The organism is Streptomyces sp. ST2-7A (genome assembly GCF_021390475.1).
In the GTDB taxonomy this organism is placed as follows: domain Bacteria; phylum Actinomycetota; class Actinomycetes; order Streptomycetales; family Streptomycetaceae; genus Streptomyces.
In genome coordinates, this window is record NZ_JAJUWS010000056.1 from 19,870 (window position 1) to 39,363 (window position 19,494).

Genomic DNA, 19,494 nt, shown 5'->3' on the forward strand with positions numbered 1-19,494 from the left:
TCGCGACCGGGGTCCGGCGGGAGTCCTCCCCCGGCGTCGCGCCCCGCTCAGCCCGCCGGGCGGGTGCCCGGTTCGGTGCCGGCGGTGAACCCGGTGCCCTCCGCGGTCCCGGTGACCCCGGTGGTGTCGGCCGTATCGGGGTCGGCGGCGTCGAGGGGGTGCCCCTCGGGATCCGTGCTCCCGGGCACGGCCCCCTCCCCCGACCCCCGATCGCGCGGGGCCCGCAGGTCGCGGGCCATCATCGTGGCCGGTCCCTCCTCCACCGCGCCGGCGGCGGCGTAGGTGGCCCGGGCGGGCAGGTTGTCCGGATCGACCGCGACCCACATGCCGTGGCAGCCGCGTTCACGGCCCAACCGCCCGAGTGCCTCGACCAGTTCGCGCCCCACCCCCAGGCGGCGGTGGGCCGGGTCCACGGACAGCTCGTAGAGGAACAGTTCGGTGCCCTTGTCCGGGTGGGTCAACTCCACCCCGGTCACCATGCCCACGGGCACGTCGTCCCGGTGGGCGATCAGCAGGTGGTGGGTGGACTCGTTGAGGAAACGCTGGGCCCATTCGGGGCGCACCGGCCCGTCGAAGAGGTGGGCGGCGGCCATCACCTCGGCCGGTGACGTCGCCCGTCGTATCGCGATCATGCGGGTACCTCCCCGTTCTCCTTCCCCGGGGGTCACCCTACGGCCGTGGTGCCCCGGGCGCGGGTCGTTCGCGGCGTGGTGCGGATCACCCCGTGCCGGGCTCCCGCCGGACGCGGACGTGACAGTCGGCGAGGTGGTCGTCGACCAGGCCGCAGGCCTGCATGAGGGCGTACGCGGTGGTGGGGCCGACGAAGCGCAGGCCCTCCCGCTTGAGGTCCTTCGCCAGCGCGGTGGAGGCCGGCGTGACGGCGGGGATCGCCGCCGTGGTGCGCGGGGCGGGCGCGGGGGCGGGCGCCCGGGACCAGATCAGTTCGGTGAGCCGGCCCTTCGGCCACCCGGTGAGGACCCGGGCGTTGTGCAGGGTGGCCTCGATCTTGGCACGGTTGCGGATGATGCCGGGGTCGGCGAGGAGGCGGGTGACGTCCTCGGCGCCGTAGGCGGCGACCACCGGGATGCGGAAGTCGGCGAAGGCGGTCCGGAAGCCCTCGCGGCGGCGCAGGATGGTGAGCCAGGACAGGCCGGACTGGAATGCCTCCAGGCTGAGCCGTTCGAACAGTTCCCGGTCGCCGCGCACCGGCCGGCCCCACTCGGTGTCGTGGTAGGCGCGGTAGTCCTCGGTCGCCAGGGACCAGGGGCAGCGCGGCAGTCCGTCGGGGCCGGGGAGGGCGTCGCCGGTCGGCGCCCCGGGGGTGGGAGCGAGCGGCGCGTCGGGGGCGGTGGGTGAGCTCATCGGAACAGTGTGGCCCGGAGCACCGACAGCGCCCCGGCAAACGGGCGCGGGCGACCGTCGGGAAGGGCGGGTCGCGTCGGGTCAGGGCACCTCGCGCAGGTAGAGCGCGCCGCAGGTGTGGCACATGGGTTCCTCGGTGCGGCCCCAGTCCTCGTCGGAGCGGGTGACCGAGTCGGCGGCGAGTTGACGGCCGCACATGGCGAGCGTCTCCGCACCCCGGACCATGTGCCAGGTCTTGACGGTTCCGGTGGCGTCGTTCCCGGTGGCGTCGCTCCGGGTGGCGCCACTCCCGGTGCCCCGGTCGGTTCCGGGTCGCTCCCGGGTCTCGGCTCGCATGAGGTGACGCATCGGCCGTTCCTCCGTTCCCTCCGCCCCCGTGCCGGCGGTCGCCCTCCCATGGTGGGGTCATGACGCCGGCTCCGCCCGCCGGGCGGGGCGGACGGAGTCGGGTCGGGAGCGGATCCGTTCGGCGGAAACCGGTCAGCGGGTCGGGCCGCCGGGGCCGGGCGCGGGCACGGGGGTCGGACCGGGGCCGCCGATCGTGGCGGGGTCGGGCACGACGGGGGTGTCGGGGGCGGCGTCCGTAACCGTGCCGTCGGTGCCGCTTCCCGAGCCGGTGGCCGGCCCCTTGGCCGTGGGGGTCCCACCGTCGCGCAGCGGCACCTCGTGGATGAACCAGGAGAGGACGAAGGCGATGATCGACAGCAGGGCCGCGACGAGGAAGACCATGTGGGTGCCGGAGGCGACAGCCTGTTCGTAGGTCTGACGGGCCGCGTCGGGGAGGGCCTCCAGGGAGGCGGCGTCGAGCTGGGCCCCGGTCTCGGAGACCTCGATCGCGGCGCCCCCGGCGGCGTCGCCGAGTTCGCCGGCGACCCGGGCGGTGAAGAAGGCGCCGAGGATCGCGACGCCGAAGGATCCGCCGAGGGTGCGGGAGAGGGTCGCGGTGGAGGAGGCCACGCCCATGTCCCGGATCTCCACGGTGTTCTGGGCGAGCAGCATGGTCAGCTGCATGAGGAACCCCATGCCGGCGCCGAGGACGGCCATGAAGATCCCCGAGTTCGTCGTCGTCGTCCCGGTGTCCATGGTGGAGAGCAGGAACAGGCCGGTGGTGACCAGGCCGGCGCCGATGATCGGGAAGACCCGGTAGCGGCCGGTGCGGGTGATGGTGCGACCGACCACGAAGGAGACCACCATCATCGACAGCAGCATCGGCAGCAGGAGCAGCCCGGAGCCGGTGGCCGAGGCACCCTGCACGGTCTGCTGGTAGAGCGGCAGGAAGACCGTGGATCCGAACATCACGAAGCCGAGCAGGAAACCGATGACGGCGACCAGCGAGAAGTTGACGTTGCGGAAGAGCCACAGCGGCAGCAGCGGCTCGGTGACGCGGCGCTCGACGAGGACGAAGACGGCGATCGCCAGGACACCGAGCGTCCCGAGCCCGATGATCACCGGGGAGGTCCAGGCGTACTCGGTGCCACCCCAGGTGGTGAGGAGCACCAGGGAGGTGATCCCGGTGACCAGCAGGACGGCGCCGGGCCAGTCGATGCGGGCCTTCGAACGGCGCCGGGGCAGGTGCAGCACAAGGGTGATCATGATCAGCGCGACGGCGCCGAGCGGGATGTTGATGTAGAAGGCCCACCGCCAGCCGAGGTGGTCGGTGAGGGCTCCGCCGAGCAGCGGACCGCCGATCATGGCGACGGCCATGACGCTCGCGAACAGGCCCTGGTAGCGACCCCGCTCGCGCGGGGGTATCAGCTCGCCGATGATCGCCATGGTGCCGACCAGCAGGCCGCCGGCGCCCAGGCCCTGGAGGGCGCGGAAGCCGATGAGCTGGCCCATGCTCTGGGCGAGGCCGGAGGCGGCGGAACCGACCAGGAAGATGACGATCGAGGTCAGGTGGATGCCCTTGCGGCCGTAGAGGTCGCCGAGCTTGCCCCAGATGGGGGTGGAGGCGGCGGTGGCCAGGGTGTAGGCCGTCACGACCCAGGAGAGGTGGGCGAGGCCGCCCAGCTCACCGACGATGGTCGGCATCGCCGTCGCGATGATCATGTTGTCGAGCATCGCGAGCAGGACCGAGATCATGAGGGCGAGCAGCACGACGCGGATGCCCCGGGGTCGCCTGCCGGACGACTTCGAGGACTCCGACGACTGGGACGACTCGGACGGGACCGTCCCGGATTCGTTGGTCTGGTTCATACTCTCTCCGCGAGGGCCGGTCACCCCACTTACCTGCCGACCGGCTAGTTTATTACAATGGCAGAAGATACGCCCGCAACTAGCCGGGCGTCAAGTAAGCAATGAGGAGTGGCCGGACATGACGGAGACGGGGAGCACGCGGGTGCGCCGGGGCGACACCCGGCAGCGCATCCAGGACGTGGCCCTGCGATTGTTCGCCGCCCACGGGTACGAGAAGACCTCGCTGCGCGAGATCGCCGAGGAGATCGGGGTCACCAAGGCCGCGCTCTACTACCACTTCAAGACCAAGGAGGACATCCTCGTCGCGATCCACGACGACCTCACCGGCCCGATCGACGATCTGATCGCCCTGGGCCGGGAACGCCCCCGGACCGTGGAGACGGCCCGCGAGATCCTGGGCCGCTACAGCGTGGCCCTGGAGGACGCCGCCGACCTGTTCCGCTTCATGCAGGAGAACGCGGCGGTCATCCGCGACCTGAGCCTGCACGAGCGCTTCAAGGAGCGCTCCCGCGTCATCGCCCGGCTGATCACCCCGCCCGACGCGCCGTTGGAGCAGCGGGTCCGGGCCGTCGCCGCGCTCTACACCATGCACGCGGGGGTGTTCGCCATCGGACAACACCTGGGCGAGGGGGTCGATCCGGAGGAGCGGCGCCTGGCGGTGCTGCGGGTCGCCGAGGAGATGGTGGTGCGCGCCGCCGAGGGGATGACCTCCGGAGGTGACGCCGGCGCGGAGGACCGGGAGAGCGGAAGCGGGGACCGACGTCCGTCCGAGGGCCGGCCGTCGGACGGCCGCTGAGCCGGCTCCCACCGGGCGCCGTCACACGGTTCCCGCGCGCGGTGGGGCGTGGCCGTCGCGCCCGGGGGTTTTTCGAGGGGCGGGCACCTTCGGGGGAACGTCGGTGGGGGTGTCGACGGGGCCCACCGGACGGTGAGCCGGTCGACGGCTCCCGCTCAACGACCCGCCGAACGGCCCCGACCAGGTCGGACGCCGGTGGCGACCGGGGCGGCCGTCTCCCTCATTCCGTCGGCGTCGAGCGTCCCGCCGGCCCCGGAGGCGCCCCTTCGTCCCGACCGTCGGGGCTCCCGTCCGGGCCCGGCGGGACGCGCAGCGCGAGCAGAGCGGTGTCGTCAGCGGCCCAGCCCCCGCAGTACTCGGCCAGCAGTCCGCCGAGGCGGTGAACGATCCCGGTCGCGTCCAGCCCACCGCAACCGGCGAGGGCCTCGGCCAGTGCCTCCTCACCGAACATGAACCGCTCGCCGACTCCGGGGATCCGGCGGGCACGGGCCTCGGTGGCACCGTCGGTGTAGAACAGCAGCGCGTCACCGGGGGCCAGACGGAAGCGGACATCGGTGAGGTGCACCTCCGGCAGGACGCCCAGCAGGCTGCCGTACCGACCGACCTCCCGGACCCGGCCGTCGGCACGGCGGATCAGGGCCGGGGGGTGCCCCGCCGTGCACAGCCGTCCCGTGACCCCGGCCGGGGTGGTGCGGAAGGTGGCGTAGACGGCGGTCAGGAAGCGCTCGCCCCCGCGCTGCTCGAGGAGCGCGGAGTTCAGGTGCTCGCATACGGTGGCGGGTGAGAGATGCCGGGTGGCCTCGGCCCGCAGGGTGTACCGGGCCAGGGCCGTGACCTTGGCCGCCTCGGTGCCCTTGCCGCACACGTCGCCCATCACCGTGCACCACCACGGGCCCCTGGAGTGGAAGAGGTCGTAGAAGTCCCCCACCACGGCCACGCCGCCGGCCGCGGGCAGGTAGGAGGCGGCCGCCTCCACCCCCGGCACCTGCTGCAACACCGGGGGCAACAGACTGTCCTGGAGACTGCGGGCCAGCGCGTTGGAGGTCTCCAGCGCCTCACGGGCGCCGTGGAGGGCGTCCCGGGTTCCGGCGAGGGCCGCCCGCAGGTTGATCTCGTTGCTCACCGACCGGGCCATGGTGGCCAGCGTGTTCAACTCGGTGGGCTGCCAGACGTGGGGGTTCTCGTCGATCACGCACATGCTTCCCAGCACCTCCCCGCCCGGGCCCATGATGGGATATCCGGCCCAGGCACCGATCCTCATCGGCACCACCGAGGGGTGCCCGGCGGTACGGGGGTCGCCGGCGGCGTCCTCGACCACGAACGGTTTTCCGCCCAGACCGACCAGGAAGTAGCAGAAGCTCTCCCGCACCGGGTTCTGTCGCGTGGAGATCTCCCGGGCGTCCACCCCGACACACGACTTCCAGAACGAACGGTGGTCGTCGACCAGGGTGATGAAGGAACGCCCGCAGCCGGTCACCGTCGCCGCCACCCGGGCCAGGTCCTCGAAGGCGTCCTCCGGGCCGGTGTCCAGCAGTCCGGTCGCCTCCACGGCCGCCAGCCGGACCGGGTCCGACAGGGCCGCGGGCAGGCCGTCGGCCCGTACCCCACCGGCGAACATCGTCTTCAATGCCATGGCTCCCCGTCCTCCGGTCTCCGCCCTCGATGGGGCGGGGAACCCGCATGGTGGCCACGGATCCGCACACCGTCGCGTCGAGAGATCCGACGCCTTCACCACCGTAACCGATGTGACCGCGCGACCTCCCTTCCTCGTCGGGCCGGACGGGCGACGCCCTCACCGATCGCGCTTCCGGGGAGCGCCGGGAGGTGCGCGGGTCACCCTTCGCGGGTGCGTGTGCCGTGGCTCCCGCGTCGGCGGGCCCGGCCCGCCGGGGAACACGCGCCGGCCGGAACACGCCTCGGCCCCCCGCACACCGGAAGGTGTGCGGGGGGCCGATGTTCACGCGGTGCCGGGCGGACCCCGGCGCGGGGCCGGAGCCGTCCGGCGCGGCGGCTCAGGCCTCCTTGGAGAGGTCCGGGCCCTTGGAGAGGTTCGCGCCCTTGGCGCCCGCGCCGACCGGCGGGGCGTCCGGCAGGGCGAGCTTCTCCTTGCCCCGGAAGGTGAACTTCGCTTCCTTGCCCTCGCCCTCGGTGCCGACGACCACGATGTGACCGGGCCGCAGCTCGCCGAAGAGAATCCGCTCGGACAGCACGTCCTCGATCTCCCGCTGGATCGTCCGGCGCAGCGGCCGGGCGCCGAGCACCGGGTCGTAGCCCCGCTCGGCCAGCAGGTCCTTGGCGTCCTGGCCCAGTTCCAGACCCATGTCCCGGTCCCGCAGCCGCTCGTCCACCTGGGCGATCATCAGATCGACGATCCGGATGATGTCCTCGCGGGTGAGCTGGTGGAAGACCACCGTGTCATCGACACGGTTCAGGAACTCCGGCCGGAAGTGCTGCTTGAGCTCCTCGTTGACCTTGGCCTTCATCCGCTCGTACCCGGTGGTCACGTCACCGGCGACGGCGAAGCCCATGTTGAAGCCCTTGGAGATGTCCCGGGTGCCGAGGTTCGTGGTCATGATGATGACCGTGTTCTTGAAGTCGACGACCCGGCCCTGGGAGTCGGTCAGGCGACCGTCCTCCAGGATCTGCAGCAGCGAGTTGAAGATGTCCGGGTGGGCCTTCTCCACCTCGTCGAAGAGGACCACGGAGAACGGCTTGCGGCGCACCTTCTCGGTCAGCTGCCCGCCCTCCTCGTACCCGACGTAGCCGGGCGGGGAGCCGAACAGCCGGGAAACGGTGTGCTTCTCACCGAACTCGGACATGTCGAGCGAGATCAGCGCGTCCTCGTCGCCGAAGAGGAACTCCGCCAGCGTCTTGGACAGCTCGGTCTTGCCGACACCCGAGGGGCCGGCGAAGATGAACGATCCACCGGGGCGCTTGGGGTCCTTCAGACCGGCACGGGTGCGTCGGATCGCCTGGGAGAGCGCCTTGATGGCGTCCTCCTGGCCGATGACCCGCTTGTGCAGCTCGTCCTCCATGCGCAGCAGGCGGGAGGACTCCTCCTCGGTCAGCTTGAAGACCGGGATGCCGGTGGAGGCGGCGAGGACCTCGGCGATCAGCTCCTCGTCCACCTCGGCGACGACATCCATGTCGCCGGCCTTCCACTCCTTCTCCCGCTTGTTCTTCGCCTGGAGCAGCTGCTTCTCGTCGTCGCGCAGCGAGGCGGCCTTCTCGAAGTCCTGCGAGTCGATCGCGGACTCCTTCTCGCGACGGACCTTGGCGATCTTCTCGTCGAACTCGCGCAGGTCCGGCGGCGCGGTCATCCGACGGATGCGCATCCGGGAGCCGGCCTCGTCGATCAGGTCGATCGCCTTGTCCGGCAGGAAGCGGTCCGAGATGTACCGGTCGGCCAGCTGCGCGGCGGCCACCAGCGCGGAGTCGGTGATGGAGACCCGGTGGTGGGCCTCGTACCGGTCCCGCAGACCCTTGAGGATCTCGATGGTGTGCGGCAGCGAGGGCTCGGCGACCTGGATGGGCTGGAAGCGGCGCTCGAGCGCGGCGTCCTTCTCCAGGTGCTTGCGGTACTCGTCCAGGGTGGTGGCACCGATGGTCTGCAGTTCGCCCCGGGCCAGCATCGGCTTGAGGATGCTGGCGGCGTCGATGGCGCCCTCGGCGGCGCCCGCGCCCACCAGGGTGTGCAGCTCGTCGATGAACAGGATGATGTCGCCGCGGGTGCGGATCTCCTTGAGCACCTTCTTCAGGCGCTCCTCGAAGTCACCGCGGTAGCGGGAGCCGGCGACCAGCGCGCCCAGGTCCAGGGTGTAGAGGTGCTTGTCCTTGAGGGTCTCGGGCACCTCGCCCTTGACGATGGCCTGCGCCAGGCCCTCGACGACGGCGGTCTTGCCGACGCCGGGCTCACCGATCAGCACCGGGTTGTTCTTGGTGCGACGGGAGAGCACCTGCATGACCCGCTCGATCTCCTTCTCGCGCCCGATGACCGGGTCGAGCTTGGACTCACGGGCGGCCTGCGTGAGATTGCGGCCGAACTGGTCCAGCACGAGCGAGGTGGAGGGTGTGCCCTCGGAGGGGGCGCCGGCCGTCGCGGCCTCCTTGCCGCCGGAGTACCCGGACAGCAACTGGATGACCTGCTGACGCACCCGGTTCAGGTCGGCGCCGAGCTTCACGAGGACCTGGGCGGCGACGCCCTCGCCCTCGCGGATCAGGCCGAGCAGGATGTGCTCGGTGCCGATGTAGTTGTGGCCGAGCTGGAGGGCCTCGCGGAGCGACAGCTCCAGGACCTTCTTCGCCCGGGGGGTGAAGGGGATGTGACCGGAAGGGGCCTGTTGCCCCTGGCCGATGATCTCCTCGACCTGCTGGCGGACCGCCTCAAGCGAGATCCCGAGGCTCTCCAGGGCCTTAGCGGCGACACCTTCACCCTCGTGGATCAGCCCCAGGAGGATGTGCTCGGTGCCGATGTAGTTGTGGTTGAGCATCCGGGCTTCTTCCTGAGCCAGGACGACAACCCGCCGCGCGCGGTCGGTGAACCTCTCGAACATCGTTAATCGCTCCTCAGAGCGGTCAGGCAGTAAGGGGTCGGTCCCCTCTCTGTCCTTCCGCAGCTTGGTCCCGCGGCCCGGGACCGCTCATTCCTACTGCCGACGCCCGTCCGGATCACCCCCCTACCGTCGAGGAGCGCGGCCACCGGCCTCCTGCCCGAACAGTCGACATCCGGTACAACCGGATCCCGGAAGACGTTGTTCCCGCGGGCCGGGCGATTCCACCCGCACCGGCTACGCCGACGGCGAACGCCGGGGCGCGTCCGGACCGGAGGGAACCCCCTCGACCGGCGCGGGCGCCCCGGTTTCCGGGTATGTCTTTCTTCCTACCCCTCCAGGCTGACACTCCATGCGGGCCACGGCCGGCACATCCGCTACCGGCGAACGCCGCGTCACCCCCGGGGACCGGATCACGAACCCCCGGTGACGCCTTTCGCCGGTTGCCCCGGGGTCACCGGGGCGCGTCGCTCTCTCCCGGACGCCGAACGGCTCCCCGAGGGGGTCGTGGGGAGCCGGGTGAATCGGATGGTGGGTGATGGCGCGTCGGACCCGGGCACGACCCGCCTCCGGAGGGTTGGGGCCCGGCCGTCGCCCGGCGGCATCCGGATGGGACCGGCCCTCCGGCCGGGAGCCGCCGACCCGGTCCCCGGGGACCGGAACGGGCCCGGGCACGGCTCGGGGGGCCACCCGTGATCGGATGAGCCCCCCGTAGCCGAACGCGGATCGGATCCGACCCGCGCGGGCCCGTGTGATCCCGCGTCGGACCGCCCCGCACCGGCCGTCACGGCCGGACGCGTCGCGGTCCGCTCTCTCCTCCGGGCGGAACGACGCGCTCCCCCGCACGTCCCGTTCCGCGCGCCCTCCCCTCCGCGACCGCCGACCGGGCGGGGCGGTGTCGCGTCAGGAGGTGGCCTTCTCGTAGGCCTCGCGAATGGTCGCGGGCACGCGGCCACGGTCGTTGACGTCGTAGCCGTTCTCCTTGGCCCAGGCGCGGATGCGGGCGGTGTCGACCGTACCGGCCGAGGTCGCGCGGGCGGTCGAGCGCCCACCGCGCGCCGCGCGCCCGGTGCCGGCCCGACGACCGGCCCGAACGAACTCGCCCAGGGTCTCGCGGAGCTTTTCGGCGTTGGCGGAGTTGAGATCGATCTCGTAGGTCTTCCCGTCGAGAGCGAAGGTGACGGTCTCGTCCGCCTCGCCGCCGTCGATGTCGTCGAGAAGAAGAACCTGAACCTTCTGTGCCACCTGAGTACTCCTCTTTAAGGGTCCGGGTATCGAATGTTTTTGTTGTGCCCCGGGCGTCATCAAACCGCCCTTTCGGAAAAAACACAAACCCCGCACGGGGATTCCCGCGGGTGAGCGAGGGAGGTGGCCGGACGTATCGGACATAAGGCCCCGCCGGGATGGCTATCGAAGCCGAAGCAGCATACGGGTGTTACCCAAAGTGTTGGGCTTCACGCGTTCGAGTCCCAGGAACTCCGCGACCCCCTCGTCATACGAGCGCAGCAGTTCGCTGTAGACGTCACCGTCCACGGGGGTATCACCGATGGACACGAACCCGTGCCGTTCGAAGAACGCCACTTCGAAGGTGAGGCAGAAAATGCGGTCCACACCCAGCCATCGCGCCGTGTCGAGCAGCTTCTCCAACAGCAGGTGGCCCACCCCCGTCCCGCGCAGCGAGGGATCCACCGCCAGGGTCCGGACCTCGGCCAGATCCTCCCACATCACGTGCAGGGCGCCGCAGGCGACCACGGCGCCGTCGGGGCCCCGCTCCGCCACCCAGAACTCCTGAATGTCCTCGTAAAGGGTGACGGTCGGCTTGTCGAGGAGGATCCGATCGCGCGAGTACGTGTCGATGAGGTGACGCACGGCACGCACATCACTCGTCCGGGCGCGTCGAACCGTGATTTCCGGAGTCCGGTCGTCATGCTTCACGAACGGAGGCTACCGCCCCGTTCCAGCGTCATTGGCGGCGCCCCCGCCGGCATCCGCGAGGGGATCGGCTCCGGTGACATCCACCACGCGCAGGGCGTCCCGCAAAGCGTCGGTCTGGGCCGGGGACATCATCCCGAAGAATGCCACCAGCGCGGCCGCCGGGTTGTCACTGCGCGACCAGGCGTCGTTCATCAATGCGGCGGCGTAGGCGGCGCGGGTGGATACCGCCTCGTAACGATAGGCGCGACCGTCGCGCTCGCGACGCACCCACCCCTTCCGGTGGAGCTTGTCGAGAACCGTCATGACCGTCGTATAGGCGATCGGCCGTTCCTTCCGGAGATCTTCCAGAACCTCCCGCACGGTGACCGGGCGATTCCATTCCCAGACCCGTGTCATGACGGCGTCTTCCAGTTCTCCCAGCGACCGAGGCACAACTGCAGGGTAGCGGGGCGTGGGGGGATATGCGCGGTGTGCCCCGATCCGCGCGGGGCGCGGCGGGCCGATCCCGTGTGGTGGGTGTGGCGCCCGGCGCGGATGGGGGACGAGCCGGAGCCGGAGCCGGGGCGGGCACGGCCCGGGGCCGCGGGAAAGGCGGTGGCGTGGAAGGTGACGGCGAGGCCCCGACGCCCCCGACGCCCGGCGGATGTCGCCCGGACCCCGAGAGCCCGGGAACCCCCGGAGGACGCCCGGCGCGATGGTACCTCCGCCCCGGGCGGATCCCGACGGGGCCGGCGTGCCACGGGGCCCCGGGCGGTGGGCCCGGGCGGGAGCGGCGGGGCGGGAACCCCCGATCGCCGACCCGGGCCCGGCCACACGCGCCGTGGACGCGGGTGGGCACCTCCGCCGGGACACGACGAACCGCCGCCGGGCACGGCCCGGCGGCGGTCGGCGGCGGGGCGGGAACGCCCCGGGGACTCAGTCGGTGGTGGGACGGGCGGCGGGGGCCGCGGAGGGACGCTCGGCGGCGCGGGCCGCCTCCATGGCGTCCACCGCCGCGTCCTCCTTGTACTTGTTGGCGCCGCCCTGCGACTTGATCATCGTGACGATGAGGTAGATGAAGGCCACCGCCATCACGGTCGGGGCGAAAAGCGCGGCGAGATAGTCCACGGTGCTCGGTCTCCTCCGGGCCGCTCCCGGCCCTCTGTGGCCGGGGTCTCGGTCCCCTCCAGGGTAGCCGGCCTACTCGGCGGCCGGTGGCGGCGGGGGTGCGGGTCGCTTGCGGCGGAAGACATCGGCCGGGGTCGGGACGGGCCGGGGTCCGGGCGCGTCGGCCCGGGGACGCCCCTTCTCGGGGGCTCGCTCCCCGCGCCCGTTGGCGCCGTTCTCCCGGGGGTCGGTGTGCTCGGCGTCAGAGGTGGACATATCCCGAGACTAACCATGAAACGGGCGCCCCACATCCGCGCCGGCCCCCGACCGGGGCCATCCGGGTGCCCGCCCGGCCCGGCGTCCCCCGGACGGCGGATGGGACGCGGACCGGGATCCGGCCCCGGCCCCGCCCCCGGGGCCTCAGAAACGGGCGGCGTTGCGCTCGTACACCAGCCGCAGTCCGATGAGCGTCAGCCACGGCTCGTGCTCGTCCAGCACCGTCGCCTCCCGCAGCACCAACGGCGCCAGCCCGCCCGTCGCGATGACCGTCACCGCCTCCGGGTCCTCCGGCGACAGCTCCCGTGCCATCCGCTCCACCACGCCGTCCACCTGGCCCGCGAAGCCGTACAGGATGCCCGCCTGCATCGACTCCACGGTGTTCTTCCCGATCACCTGGCGCGGTCGGGTCAGTTCCACCTTGCGCAGTTGCGCGCCGCGCAGCCCCAGCGCCTCCACCGAGATCTCGATGCCCGGCGCGATCGCCCCACCCGCGTACTCGCCGCGCGCGGTGACCGCGTCGAAGGTGGTGGCGGTGCCGAAGTCCACCACGATGCACGGCCCACCGTGCAGCTCGATCGCCGCGACCGCGTTGACGATGCGGTCGGCGCCGACCTCCTTGGGGTTGTCGGTGATCACCGGCACCCCCGTCTTCACCCCGGGCTCCACCAGCACAGCCGGGATGTCGCCGTAGTAGCGGCGGGTGACCTCGCGCAGCTCGTGCAGGACCGAGGGGACGGTGGAGCAGATGGCGATGCCGTCCACGCTGTCCCCCAGCTCCTCGCCCAGCAGGGGGTGCATCCCCATCAGGCCCTGGAGCAGCACCGCCAGTTCGTCGGCGGTGCGGCGGGCGTCGGTGGAGATCCGCCAGTGCTCGACGATGTCCTCGCCGTCGAAGAGGCCGAGGACGGTGTGGGTGTTGCCGACGTCGATGGTGAGCAGCATCAGTCGTCCCCCTCCGCCGCCCGCAGGTCCAGCCCGATGTCCAGGACCGGGGAGGAGTGGGTGAGGGCGCCGACGGCCAGGTAGTCCACACCGGTGTCCGCGTAGGCGCGGGCCCCCGCGAGGTCCAGGCCGCCGGAGGACTCCAGCGCCGCGCGTCCGGCGACCAGTTCGACCGCCCGACGGGTCTCCTCCGGCGTGAAGTTGTCCAGCAGCAGGAGTTCGGCGCCGGCGGCGAGCACCGGCTCGATCTGGTCGAGGCGGTCCACCTCGACCTCCACCGGCAGGTCCGGGGCGCCCGCCTCCGCCAGTACGGCGCGCACGGCGGCGAACGCCTCGGCGACCCCGCCGGCGGCGACCACGTGGTTGTCCTTGATCAGTACCGCGTCGGAGAGCGACATCCGGTGGTTCAGGCCGCCGCCGCAGCGCACCGCGTACTTCTCCAGGGCCCGCAGGCCGGGGGTGGTCTTGCGGGTGTCGCGGACCCGGGCGCCGGTGCCCTCCAGGGCGTCGGCCCAGGCCCGGGTGGCGGTGGCGATCCCCGACAGGCGGCCCAACAGGTTGAGGGCGCCGCGCTCGGCGGTGAGCAGGTCGCGGGTCCGGGCGGTGGCCGAGAGCAGCAGGTCGCCGGGCTCCACCCGGTCGCCGTCCTCGCGGTGCCGCTCGACCTCGAACTCGTCCTCGCACACCACCGACAGGACCGCCTCGGCGATTCGCAGGCCGGCGACGGTGCCGGGCGCGCGGGCGACGAAGTCGGCGGTGGCGACGGCGTCGGCGGGCACGGTGGCGAGGGTGGTGACGTCCACCCCGCCGTCGAGATCCTCGGCGATGGCCAGGTGCGCGATGTCCTCCACCTGCAGCGGGTTCAGTCCGGCGGCCTCCAGCAGCCGCACCAGGTCGGGGTCGAGCCCGCACTCCACGAGATCCCGCTCCCCGTCCGCGTCGTCCGCGCCGGCGGCGCAGCCGCAGCCGTCACCGCAGCCGCCGGTCGGATCGGTGCCGGGGGGCACGAGTGGGAGGTCGCCGTTCGGCGGGGTCGGCTCCCCCTGCCGGGGGGCGTCGGGGCCGGCAGTGCTCACGTATCTGCTCTCCTTGGTCGCGGCGGGCCCCGCTCCGGCGCCGGGGCCGGTGGGGTCCGGCGCCGGGGTGGTTCGGGGCGGTCGTCGGCGCGGCGGGGTGGGTGATCGGGCGGGCGAACCGGGTCGGGAGACCGGTCGGGGCCCGGGGGTCTCGGGGGCGGCGGGTGTCGGGGGACGGCGGTGGCTTCAGGACTCCCGGGGGCGGGGCGTCGGGGCGGCGGGTTCCCCTTCCGGTGGGACGACGGTCGGTGGGACGACGGTCGGTGGGAGGGAGACCGACCCGGTGGCCCACAGCCGGAGCCCCGGGCCCGGGGCTCCGGGTCCGTCGGGTCCCAACGCGATCACCAGGTGCCGCCGCCAGGCGTCGTCCGACCCCGGGTGGTCCTCCCGCCAGTGGCAGCCGCGGGTCTCGGTCCGCTCGGTCGCGGCGGCGACCAGCACCCGGGCGACCAGGTGCAGGTTGGTCGTCTCCCAGCTGTCGGTGCCGGGCTCGGCGGGTTTCTCGGCCGCCCGGGCGGCGAGGGCGTCCAGCTCCGCCGCGGCCGTGCGCAGGCCCCCGGCGGAGCGCAGCACCCCGACGTGGTCGGTCATGATCCGCTGGATCTCCGGCCGGGCGTCGGGTGACAGCAACGGCCCGCCCCCTCCGCCGGGACCCCCGACGGAGAGCCGGTCGGTCGCCGGACCGGTCGGCTCCGCCGGGGCGGTCGCGGAGCGGGCGGCCAGGACCGCGTCGGCGATGCGCTCGGCGAAGACCAGTCCCTCCAGCAGCGAGTTCGACGCGAGGCGGTTGCCGCCGTGCACGCCGGTGCAGGCCACCTCCCCGCAGGCGTACAGGCCGGGCACGGTGGTGCGGCCCCACAGGTCGGTGCGGACGCCGCCGGAGGCGTAGTGCGCGGCCGGGGAGACCGGGATGGGCTCGGTGACGGGATCGATGCCGTGCTCGCGGCAGGCGGCGAGGATGGTGGGGAAGCGGTGTTCCCACATCTGTGCGCCGAAGTGCCGCGCGTCCAGGTGGACGTACGGGGTGCCCTGTTCCCGGGTGGTGCGGGTGATGGCCTTGGCGACCACGTCCCTGGGGGCCAGTTCGGCCAGCTCGTGCACGCCGACCATGAACCGCCGGCCCGAGTCGTCCAGGAGCAGGCCGCCCTCGCCGCGCACCGCCTCGGAGATCAGCGGCTGCCGGCCGCGTGCCTCCGGCCCCAGATACAGCACCGTGGGGTGGAACTGCACGAACTCCGGGTCGGCGACCTCGGCGCCCGCCCGCAGCGCCAGCGCCACCCCGTCGCCGGTGGAGACCGTCGGGTTGGTGGTCACCGAGAAGACCTGGCCCATGCCGCCGGTGGCCAGCACCACCGCCGGGGCGAGCACGGCACCGACGCCGTCGTGCCGCCCCTCCCCCATCACGTGCAGGCTGACCCCGGCCGCTCCGCCGGTCGGGTCGGCGGGGTCGGTGAGCAGGTCCAGCACCAGGGCGTGCTCGATGGTCTCGATACCGGCCGCCCGCACGGCGTCGTTCAGGGCGCGGGATATCTCGGCGCCGGTGGCGTCGCCGCCGGCGTGGGCGATCCGACGGCGGTGGTGGCCGCCCTCGCGGGTGAGCGCGATGGTGCCGGCCGCGTCGAGGTCGAAGCGGGCACCGGTGTCGATGAGACGGTGGACGGCCGCCGGCCCGTCGGTGACGAGCAGCCGCACCGCCTCCGGGTCGCACAGGCCGGCACCGGCGACCAGGGTGTCCCGCTCGTGCTCGGCGGGGGTGTCGTCCACGCCGAGGGCGGCGGCGATGCCGCCCTGCGCCCAGCGGGTGGAACCCTCGTCCATCAGCGCCTTGGTGACGATGACCGGCCGCAGACCGGCGGCGGCGCAGCGCAGCGCGACGGTCAGGCCGGCGACGCCGGAGCCGACCACCACCACGTCGGCGCGCACCGACCAGCTCGCGGGTGGGGCGATCGGCGCGCCGGCCGGGGCGACGCCGGCGGTCGGGGCGGGCTGCGCGGGGGCGGGGGCCGGGGCGGTGCCGCCGGCCCCCGCGGAGTCGTCGCTGGTCACCGTTGGGCTCCGAAGGTGAGGCCGATGTTGTCGATCAGGCGGGTCGAACCGACCCGGGCGGCGACCGCCAGGATCGCCTCGCCGACATGGTCGGCGGGCACCTCCCGGAAGTTCCCGGGATCCACCAGCGCCAGGTAGTCGGGGCGCAGCGGGGGCTCCCCCTCCCGTGCCTCGTCCAGCACCGCGCGGGCCGCCGCGAGGGCGGAGGCCGGCGAGGCCAGGGACCCGACCGGGGCGCCGGCCAGGGCGACGGCGTGCGCGTCGGCGGAGGCCCGCGGCTCGTGCAGGGCGGCGAGCGCGAGGGCCCGGCGCTCGTCGGTGGGCGCCTCCTGCGCCCGGGCGCGCAGCACCGCCTCGGCGGCGAGCCGGTCCCGGGCGGCGAACAGCGCCCGGGACAGGGCCAGGGCCGTGACACGCTCGTCGGCGGTCAGGTAGCGGTTGCGGCTGGAGAGGGCGAGCCCGTCCTCCTCGCGGACCGTTGGCACACCGACGATCTCCACGGGGAAGTCCAGGTCCCGGACCATGCGTCGGATCAACGCGAGCTGCTGGGCGTCCTTCTCCCCGTACAGCGCGACGTCCGGGCGGGTGAGGTGCAGGAGCTTGGCGACGACGGTGAGCATCCCGTCGAAGTGACCGGGCCGGGCCGCGCCCTCCAGGAGCTCTCCCATCGGTCCGGCGGCGATCCGCACCAGCGGCTCGCCGCCGGGGTAGACCTCGGCGGCGGGGGGTGCGAAGAGCAGGTCCGCGCCGGCCCCGGCCGCCACGGCGACGTCCGCGTCCAGGGTTCGGGGGTAGCGGCCGAAGTCCTCGCCCGCGCCGAATTGCAGGGGGTTGACGAAGACGGTCACCAGCACCCGGCCGGTCGGGCCGACCAACCGACGGGCGGCACGCACGAGGGCGGCGTGGCCCTCGTGCAGGGCTCCCATGGTCATCACCACGGCCCGGCGGACGCCGGGTTCGGAGGCGGGTAGGTCGGCGGCGGACCGCACGGGGGTGAGGGCGGGGGGCTCGACGGTCACGACCGGCCTCCGGGATCCCGGGGGGCCTCGGGGCCCCGATCCCCGGCGGTCCCGCCGGGGTCACCCGGCCCACCGGGGTCGCGGGAGCCGGCCGAGCCGCCGGGGTCACGGGTAACACCCGAGCCGCCGGGGCCGCCCGGCCCGTCGGGGTCGCGGAGGTCACCCGGACCGCCGGAGGAAGCCGGTCCACCGGCATCACGGGAACCACCCGGCCCACCGGCATCATGGGAACCGGCCGAGGAACCGGCATCACGGGGACCACCCGGGGAACCGGGGTCACGGGAGCCGGCCGAGCCGCCGGTGGCCCGGGTAACACCCGTATCGCCCGAGCCGACCGGGCCGCCCGGCCCGTCGGCATCGCGGCAGGTACCGGGGGCCCCGGGCTCACGGGGGTCACCCGTGCCACCGGTGACGGCCGGGCGGGTCGGGTCACCGTCGGCCAGCGCCCGGAGCAAACGCTCCGCGTCCCCCGGCTTCAGCGAACCGTGCGCCAGCGCCCGGTCGGCGGTGGTGCGGGCCATCGCCAGGTACCCGGGGAGCGCCTCGGGGGCGTGCGTCCGCAGTTCCGCGACGTGCGCCGCCACCGTGCCCGCGTCGCCGCGCGCCACCGGACCGGTCAGGGCGGCGTCGCCCGCGCGCAGCGCGTTGTCCAGGGCCGCGCCCAGCAACGGGCCGAGCATCCGGTCGGGCGCTCCCACCCCGGCGGTCCGAAGCAGTTCCAGGGATTGCGCGACCAGGGTCACCAGGTGGTTGGCGCCCAGTGCGAGCGCCGCGTGGTAGAGCGGCCGGGCGGCCTCCCCGATCCACTCCGGCTCGCCGCCCATCTCGATCACCAGCGCCTCGGCCACCGGCCGCAGCTCCGGCGGCGCGGTCACCCCGAAGGAACAGCCGGCCAGCCGCTGCACGTCCACCGGGGTGCCGGTGAAGGTCATCACCGGGTGCAGGGCCAGCGGCAGCGCTCCGGCGGCGCGCGCCGGATCCAGCACCGCCGTGCCGTACCGGCCGGAGGTGTGCACCAGCAGGTGACCGGGGCGAACCGCGCCCGTGCCCACCAGCCCGGACACCAGGTCCGGCAGCACGTCGTCGGGAACGGTCAACAGCACCAGCTCGGCGCGGGCCAGGACATCGGCGGGGTCGGTGCGCGGGACGCCGGGCAACAGGGCCTCGGCCCGCCGCCGGGACGCCTCGGAGACGCCGGAGACGGCGACCGGTCGGTGCCCGGCCAGGGCCAGCGAGGCGGCCAGCGCCGGACCGACCCGGCCCGCGCCGACCACGCCGACGGAGAGTCGGGCGGGGCGGTCACCGGCGCGCCGCGCGTCCCCCGCGGCGTCGGGACGCGGCCCACCGGGTGGGCCGCCGGGCCCCCCGGCGGGGGGAGGAATCGTGTTCACGTGGGCCTTCCGTTCCAGTCCGCGAAGGGGTACCGGACGTTCACGGCCATGCTACGGGCGCGCGTCACCGCCCCGCGCGGGCGGTGTCGGCCACCGGAATCGGGGACCGCTCAGGCGCCGCCGGCCTGCACCAATCCGCTCTCGTAGGCGAGGACCACCGCCTGCACGCGGTCCCGCAACTGGAGTTTGGCCAGGATTCGCCCCACGTGTGTCTTGACCGTCGCCTCCGAGACGAACAGCTCCGCCGCGATCTCCCCGTTCGACAGTCCCTGCGCGATGTGCACCAGCACCTCCCGCTCGCGCTCGGTGAGCTGGGCGAGCCGGGGCGGCGGGGCCTGCTGGGTGATGGGCAGCAGGGTCGCGAACCGGTCCAGCAGCCGACGGGTGGTGGAGGGGGCGACCACGGCGTCCCCACTGTGCACGGACCGGATCGCCGAGAGCAGTTCCTCCGGCGGCACGTCCTTGAGGAGGAAGCCGGAGGCACCGGCCTTGAGACCGGTGAAGGCGTACTCGTCGAGGTCGAAGGTGGTGAGGATGAGCACCTTCGGTTCGCCGGGGCCGCCGTCACCGCCCTGGCAGATCCGGCGGGTGGCCTCCACCCCGTCCATGCGCGGCATCCGGACGTCCATCAGCACCACGTCCACCGCGCGCGAACGCAGCGCCTCCAGCGCCTCGACGCCGTCACCGGCCTCGGCGACCACCTCCATGTCCGGCTGGGCGGACAGGACCATCTTGAAGCCGGTGCGCAGAAGCGCCTGGTCATCGACGAGCATCACGCGGATGGACGGGGGGCCGGTCTCGGGGGAGGGCATCGCG

17 protein-coding genes and 1 pseudogene are annotated in these 19,494 nt (G+C 73.4%); 1 reads left to right on the forward strand and 17 read right to left on the reverse strand.

Features of this window, described 5'->3' with window-relative positions:
- Positions 1-47: 47 nt before the first annotated feature.
- The 4 genes from LZF96_RS24435 to LZF96_RS24450 all read right to left on the reverse strand — a co-directional run bounded on the left by LZF96_RS24435 (position 48) and on the right by LZF96_RS24450 (position 3,558).
- Positions 48-632 (reverse strand): GNAT family N-acetyltransferase, encoded by a 585-nt coding sequence (locus LZF96_RS24435; protein WP_308294280.1) that lies wholly within the window; start codon positions 630-632, stop codon positions 48-50.
- Positions 633-717: 85 nt separating this feature from the next.
- On the reverse strand, positions 718-1,362 hold the full coding sequence (locus tag LZF96_RS24440; RefSeq protein WP_233876691.1) for a DNA-3-methyladenine glycosylase I: 645 nt from the start codon (positions 1,360-1,362) through the stop codon (positions 718-720).
- Between the two features lie 81 nt (positions 1,363-1,443).
- Positions 1,444-1,710 (reverse strand): hypothetical protein, encoded by a 267-nt coding sequence (locus LZF96_RS24445; RefSeq protein ID WP_233876693.1) that lies wholly within the window; start codon positions 1,708-1,710, stop codon positions 1,444-1,446.
- Positions 1,711-1,842: 132 nt separating this feature from the next.
- Positions 1,843-3,558 carry an MDR family MFS transporter gene (locus LZF96_RS24450; RefSeq protein ID WP_267941321.1) on the reverse strand — a complete coding sequence of 572 codons (1,716 nt, stop codon included), beginning with the start codon at positions 3,556-3,558 and terminating at the stop codon, positions 1,843-1,845.
- A gap of 118 nt (positions 3,559-3,676) precedes the next feature.
- Here LZF96_RS24450 and LZF96_RS24455 point away from each other — a divergent pair, with 118 nt between their 5' ends.
- Positions 3,677-4,354: a TetR/AcrR family transcriptional regulator gene (locus LZF96_RS24455; RefSeq protein ID WP_233876695.1), complete on the forward strand. Its 678-nt coding sequence runs from the start codon at positions 3,677-3,679 to the stop codon at positions 4,352-4,354.
- Positions 4,355-4,574: 220 nt separating this feature from the next.
- Here LZF96_RS24455 and LZF96_RS24460 read toward each other — a convergent pair whose 3' ends face one another.
- From LZF96_RS24460 to LZF96_RS24520, 13 genes and pseudogenes are all read right to left on the reverse strand, one after another.
- Positions 4,575-5,987 (reverse strand): GAF domain-containing SpoIIE family protein phosphatase, encoded by a 1,413-nt coding sequence (locus LZF96_RS24460; protein WP_233876697.1) that lies wholly within the window; start codon positions 5,985-5,987, stop codon positions 4,575-4,577.
- Positions 5,988-6,366: 379 nt separating this feature from the next.
- Entirely contained in the window at positions 6,367-8,907 is a 2,541-nt protein-coding gene (locus LZF96_RS24465; RefSeq protein ID WP_233876699.1) for an ATP-dependent Clp protease ATP-binding subunit, read from the reverse strand.
- A 900-nt stretch (positions 8,908-9,807) separates the two neighbouring features.
- Positions 9,808-10,149, reverse strand: a complete 342-nt coding sequence (locus LZF96_RS24470) for an Lsr2 family protein (protein WP_233876701.1) — start codon at positions 10,147-10,149, stop codon at positions 9,808-9,810.
- Between the two features lie 162 nt (positions 10,150-10,311).
- On the reverse strand, positions 10,312-10,812 hold the full coding sequence (locus tag LZF96_RS24475) for an amino-acid N-acetyltransferase (RefSeq protein WP_233876721.1): 501 nt from the start codon (positions 10,810-10,812) through the stop codon (positions 10,312-10,314).
- 36 nt (positions 10,813-10,848) lie between these two features.
- Complete coding sequence (locus LZF96_RS24480; protein ID WP_233876703.1) at positions 10,849-11,271, reverse strand: BlaI/MecI/CopY family transcriptional regulator; 423 nt, start codon at positions 11,269-11,271, stop codon at positions 10,849-10,851.
- Positions 11,272-11,754: 483 nt separating this feature from the next.
- Positions 11,755-11,946, reverse strand: coding sequence for a hypothetical protein (locus tag LZF96_RS24485; RefSeq protein WP_233876705.1), 192 nt, complete (start codon positions 11,944-11,946; stop codon positions 11,755-11,757).
- A gap of 72 nt (positions 11,947-12,018) precedes the next feature.
- Complete coding sequence (locus LZF96_RS24490) at positions 12,019-12,201, reverse strand: hypothetical protein (RefSeq protein WP_233876707.1); 183 nt, start codon at positions 12,199-12,201, stop codon at positions 12,019-12,021.
- Between the two features lie 144 nt (positions 12,202-12,345).
- Complete coding sequence (locus tag LZF96_RS24495; protein WP_233876709.1) at positions 12,346-13,146, reverse strand: type III pantothenate kinase; 801 nt, start codon at positions 13,144-13,146, stop codon at positions 12,346-12,348.
- On the reverse strand, positions 13,146-14,222 hold the full coding sequence (gene nadC / locus LZF96_RS24500; protein ID WP_374203326.1) for a carboxylating nicotinate-nucleotide diphosphorylase: 1,077 nt from the start codon (positions 14,220-14,222) through the stop codon (positions 13,146-13,148). The genes LZF96_RS24495 and nadC overlap by 1 nt, the downstream gene beginning before the upstream one ends.
- Positions 14,223-14,408: 186 nt before the next feature.
- Positions 14,409-16,169 carry an L-aspartate oxidase gene (locus tag LZF96_RS24505; RefSeq protein ID WP_233876725.1) on the reverse strand — a complete coding sequence of 587 codons (1,761 nt, stop codon included), beginning with the start codon at positions 16,167-16,169 and terminating at the stop codon, positions 14,409-14,411.
- Positions 16,170-16,264: 95 nt separating this feature from the next.
- On the reverse strand, positions 16,265-17,287 hold the full coding sequence (gene panC, locus LZF96_RS24510) for a pantoate--beta-alanine ligase (RefSeq protein ID WP_233876711.1): 1,023 nt from the start codon (positions 17,285-17,287) through the stop codon (positions 16,265-16,267).
- Positions 17,288-17,601: 314 nt separating this feature from the next.
- Positions 17,602-18,561: pseudogene (locus LZF96_RS24515) on the reverse strand (Rossmann-like and DUF2520 domain-containing protein); the annotation flags it as partial.
- A 227-nt stretch (positions 18,562-18,788) separates the two neighbouring features.
- Positions 18,789-19,490 (reverse strand): response regulator transcription factor, encoded by a 702-nt coding sequence (locus LZF96_RS24520; RefSeq protein WP_233876727.1) that lies wholly within the window; start codon positions 19,488-19,490, stop codon positions 18,789-18,791.
- Positions 19,491-19,494 lie beyond the last annotated feature (4 nt).

Coding starts and splice junctions, on each gene's coding strand:
- LZF96_RS24435 (WP_308294280.1), bottom strand. CDS start 632: ATGATCGCGATACGACGGGCGACGTCACCGGCCGAGGTGATGGCCGCC.
- LZF96_RS24440 (WP_233876691.1), bottom strand. CDS start 1,362: ATGAGCTCACCCACCGCCCCCGACGCGCCGCTCGCTCCCACCCCCGGG.
- LZF96_RS24445 (WP_233876693.1), bottom strand. CDS start 1,710: ATGCGTCACCTCATGCGAGCCGAGACCCGGGAGCGACCCGGAACCGAC.
- LZF96_RS24450 (WP_267941321.1), bottom strand. CDS start 3,558: ATGAACCAGACCAACGAATCCGGGACGGTCCCGTCCGAGTCGTCCCAG.
- LZF96_RS24455 (WP_233876695.1), top strand. CDS start 3,677: ATGACGGAGACGGGGAGCACGCGGGTGCGCCGGGGCGACACCCGGCAG.
- LZF96_RS24460 (WP_233876697.1), bottom strand. CDS start 5,987: ATGGCATTGAAGACGATGTTCGCCGGTGGGGTACGGGCCGACGGCCTG.
- LZF96_RS24465 (WP_233876699.1), bottom strand. CDS start 8,907: ATGTTCGAGAGGTTCACCGACCGCGCGCGGCGGGTTGTCGTCCTGGCT.
- LZF96_RS24490 (WP_233876707.1), bottom strand. CDS start 12,201: ATGTCCACCTCTGACGCCGAGCACACCGACCCCCGGGAGAACGGCGCC.
- LZF96_RS24495 (WP_233876709.1), bottom strand. CDS start 13,146: ATGCTGCTCACCATCGACGTCGGCAACACCCACACCGTCCTCGGCCTC.
- LZF96_RS24520 (WP_233876727.1), bottom strand. CDS start 19,490: ATGCCCTCCCCCGAGACCGGCCCCCCGTCCATCCGCGTGATGCTCGTC.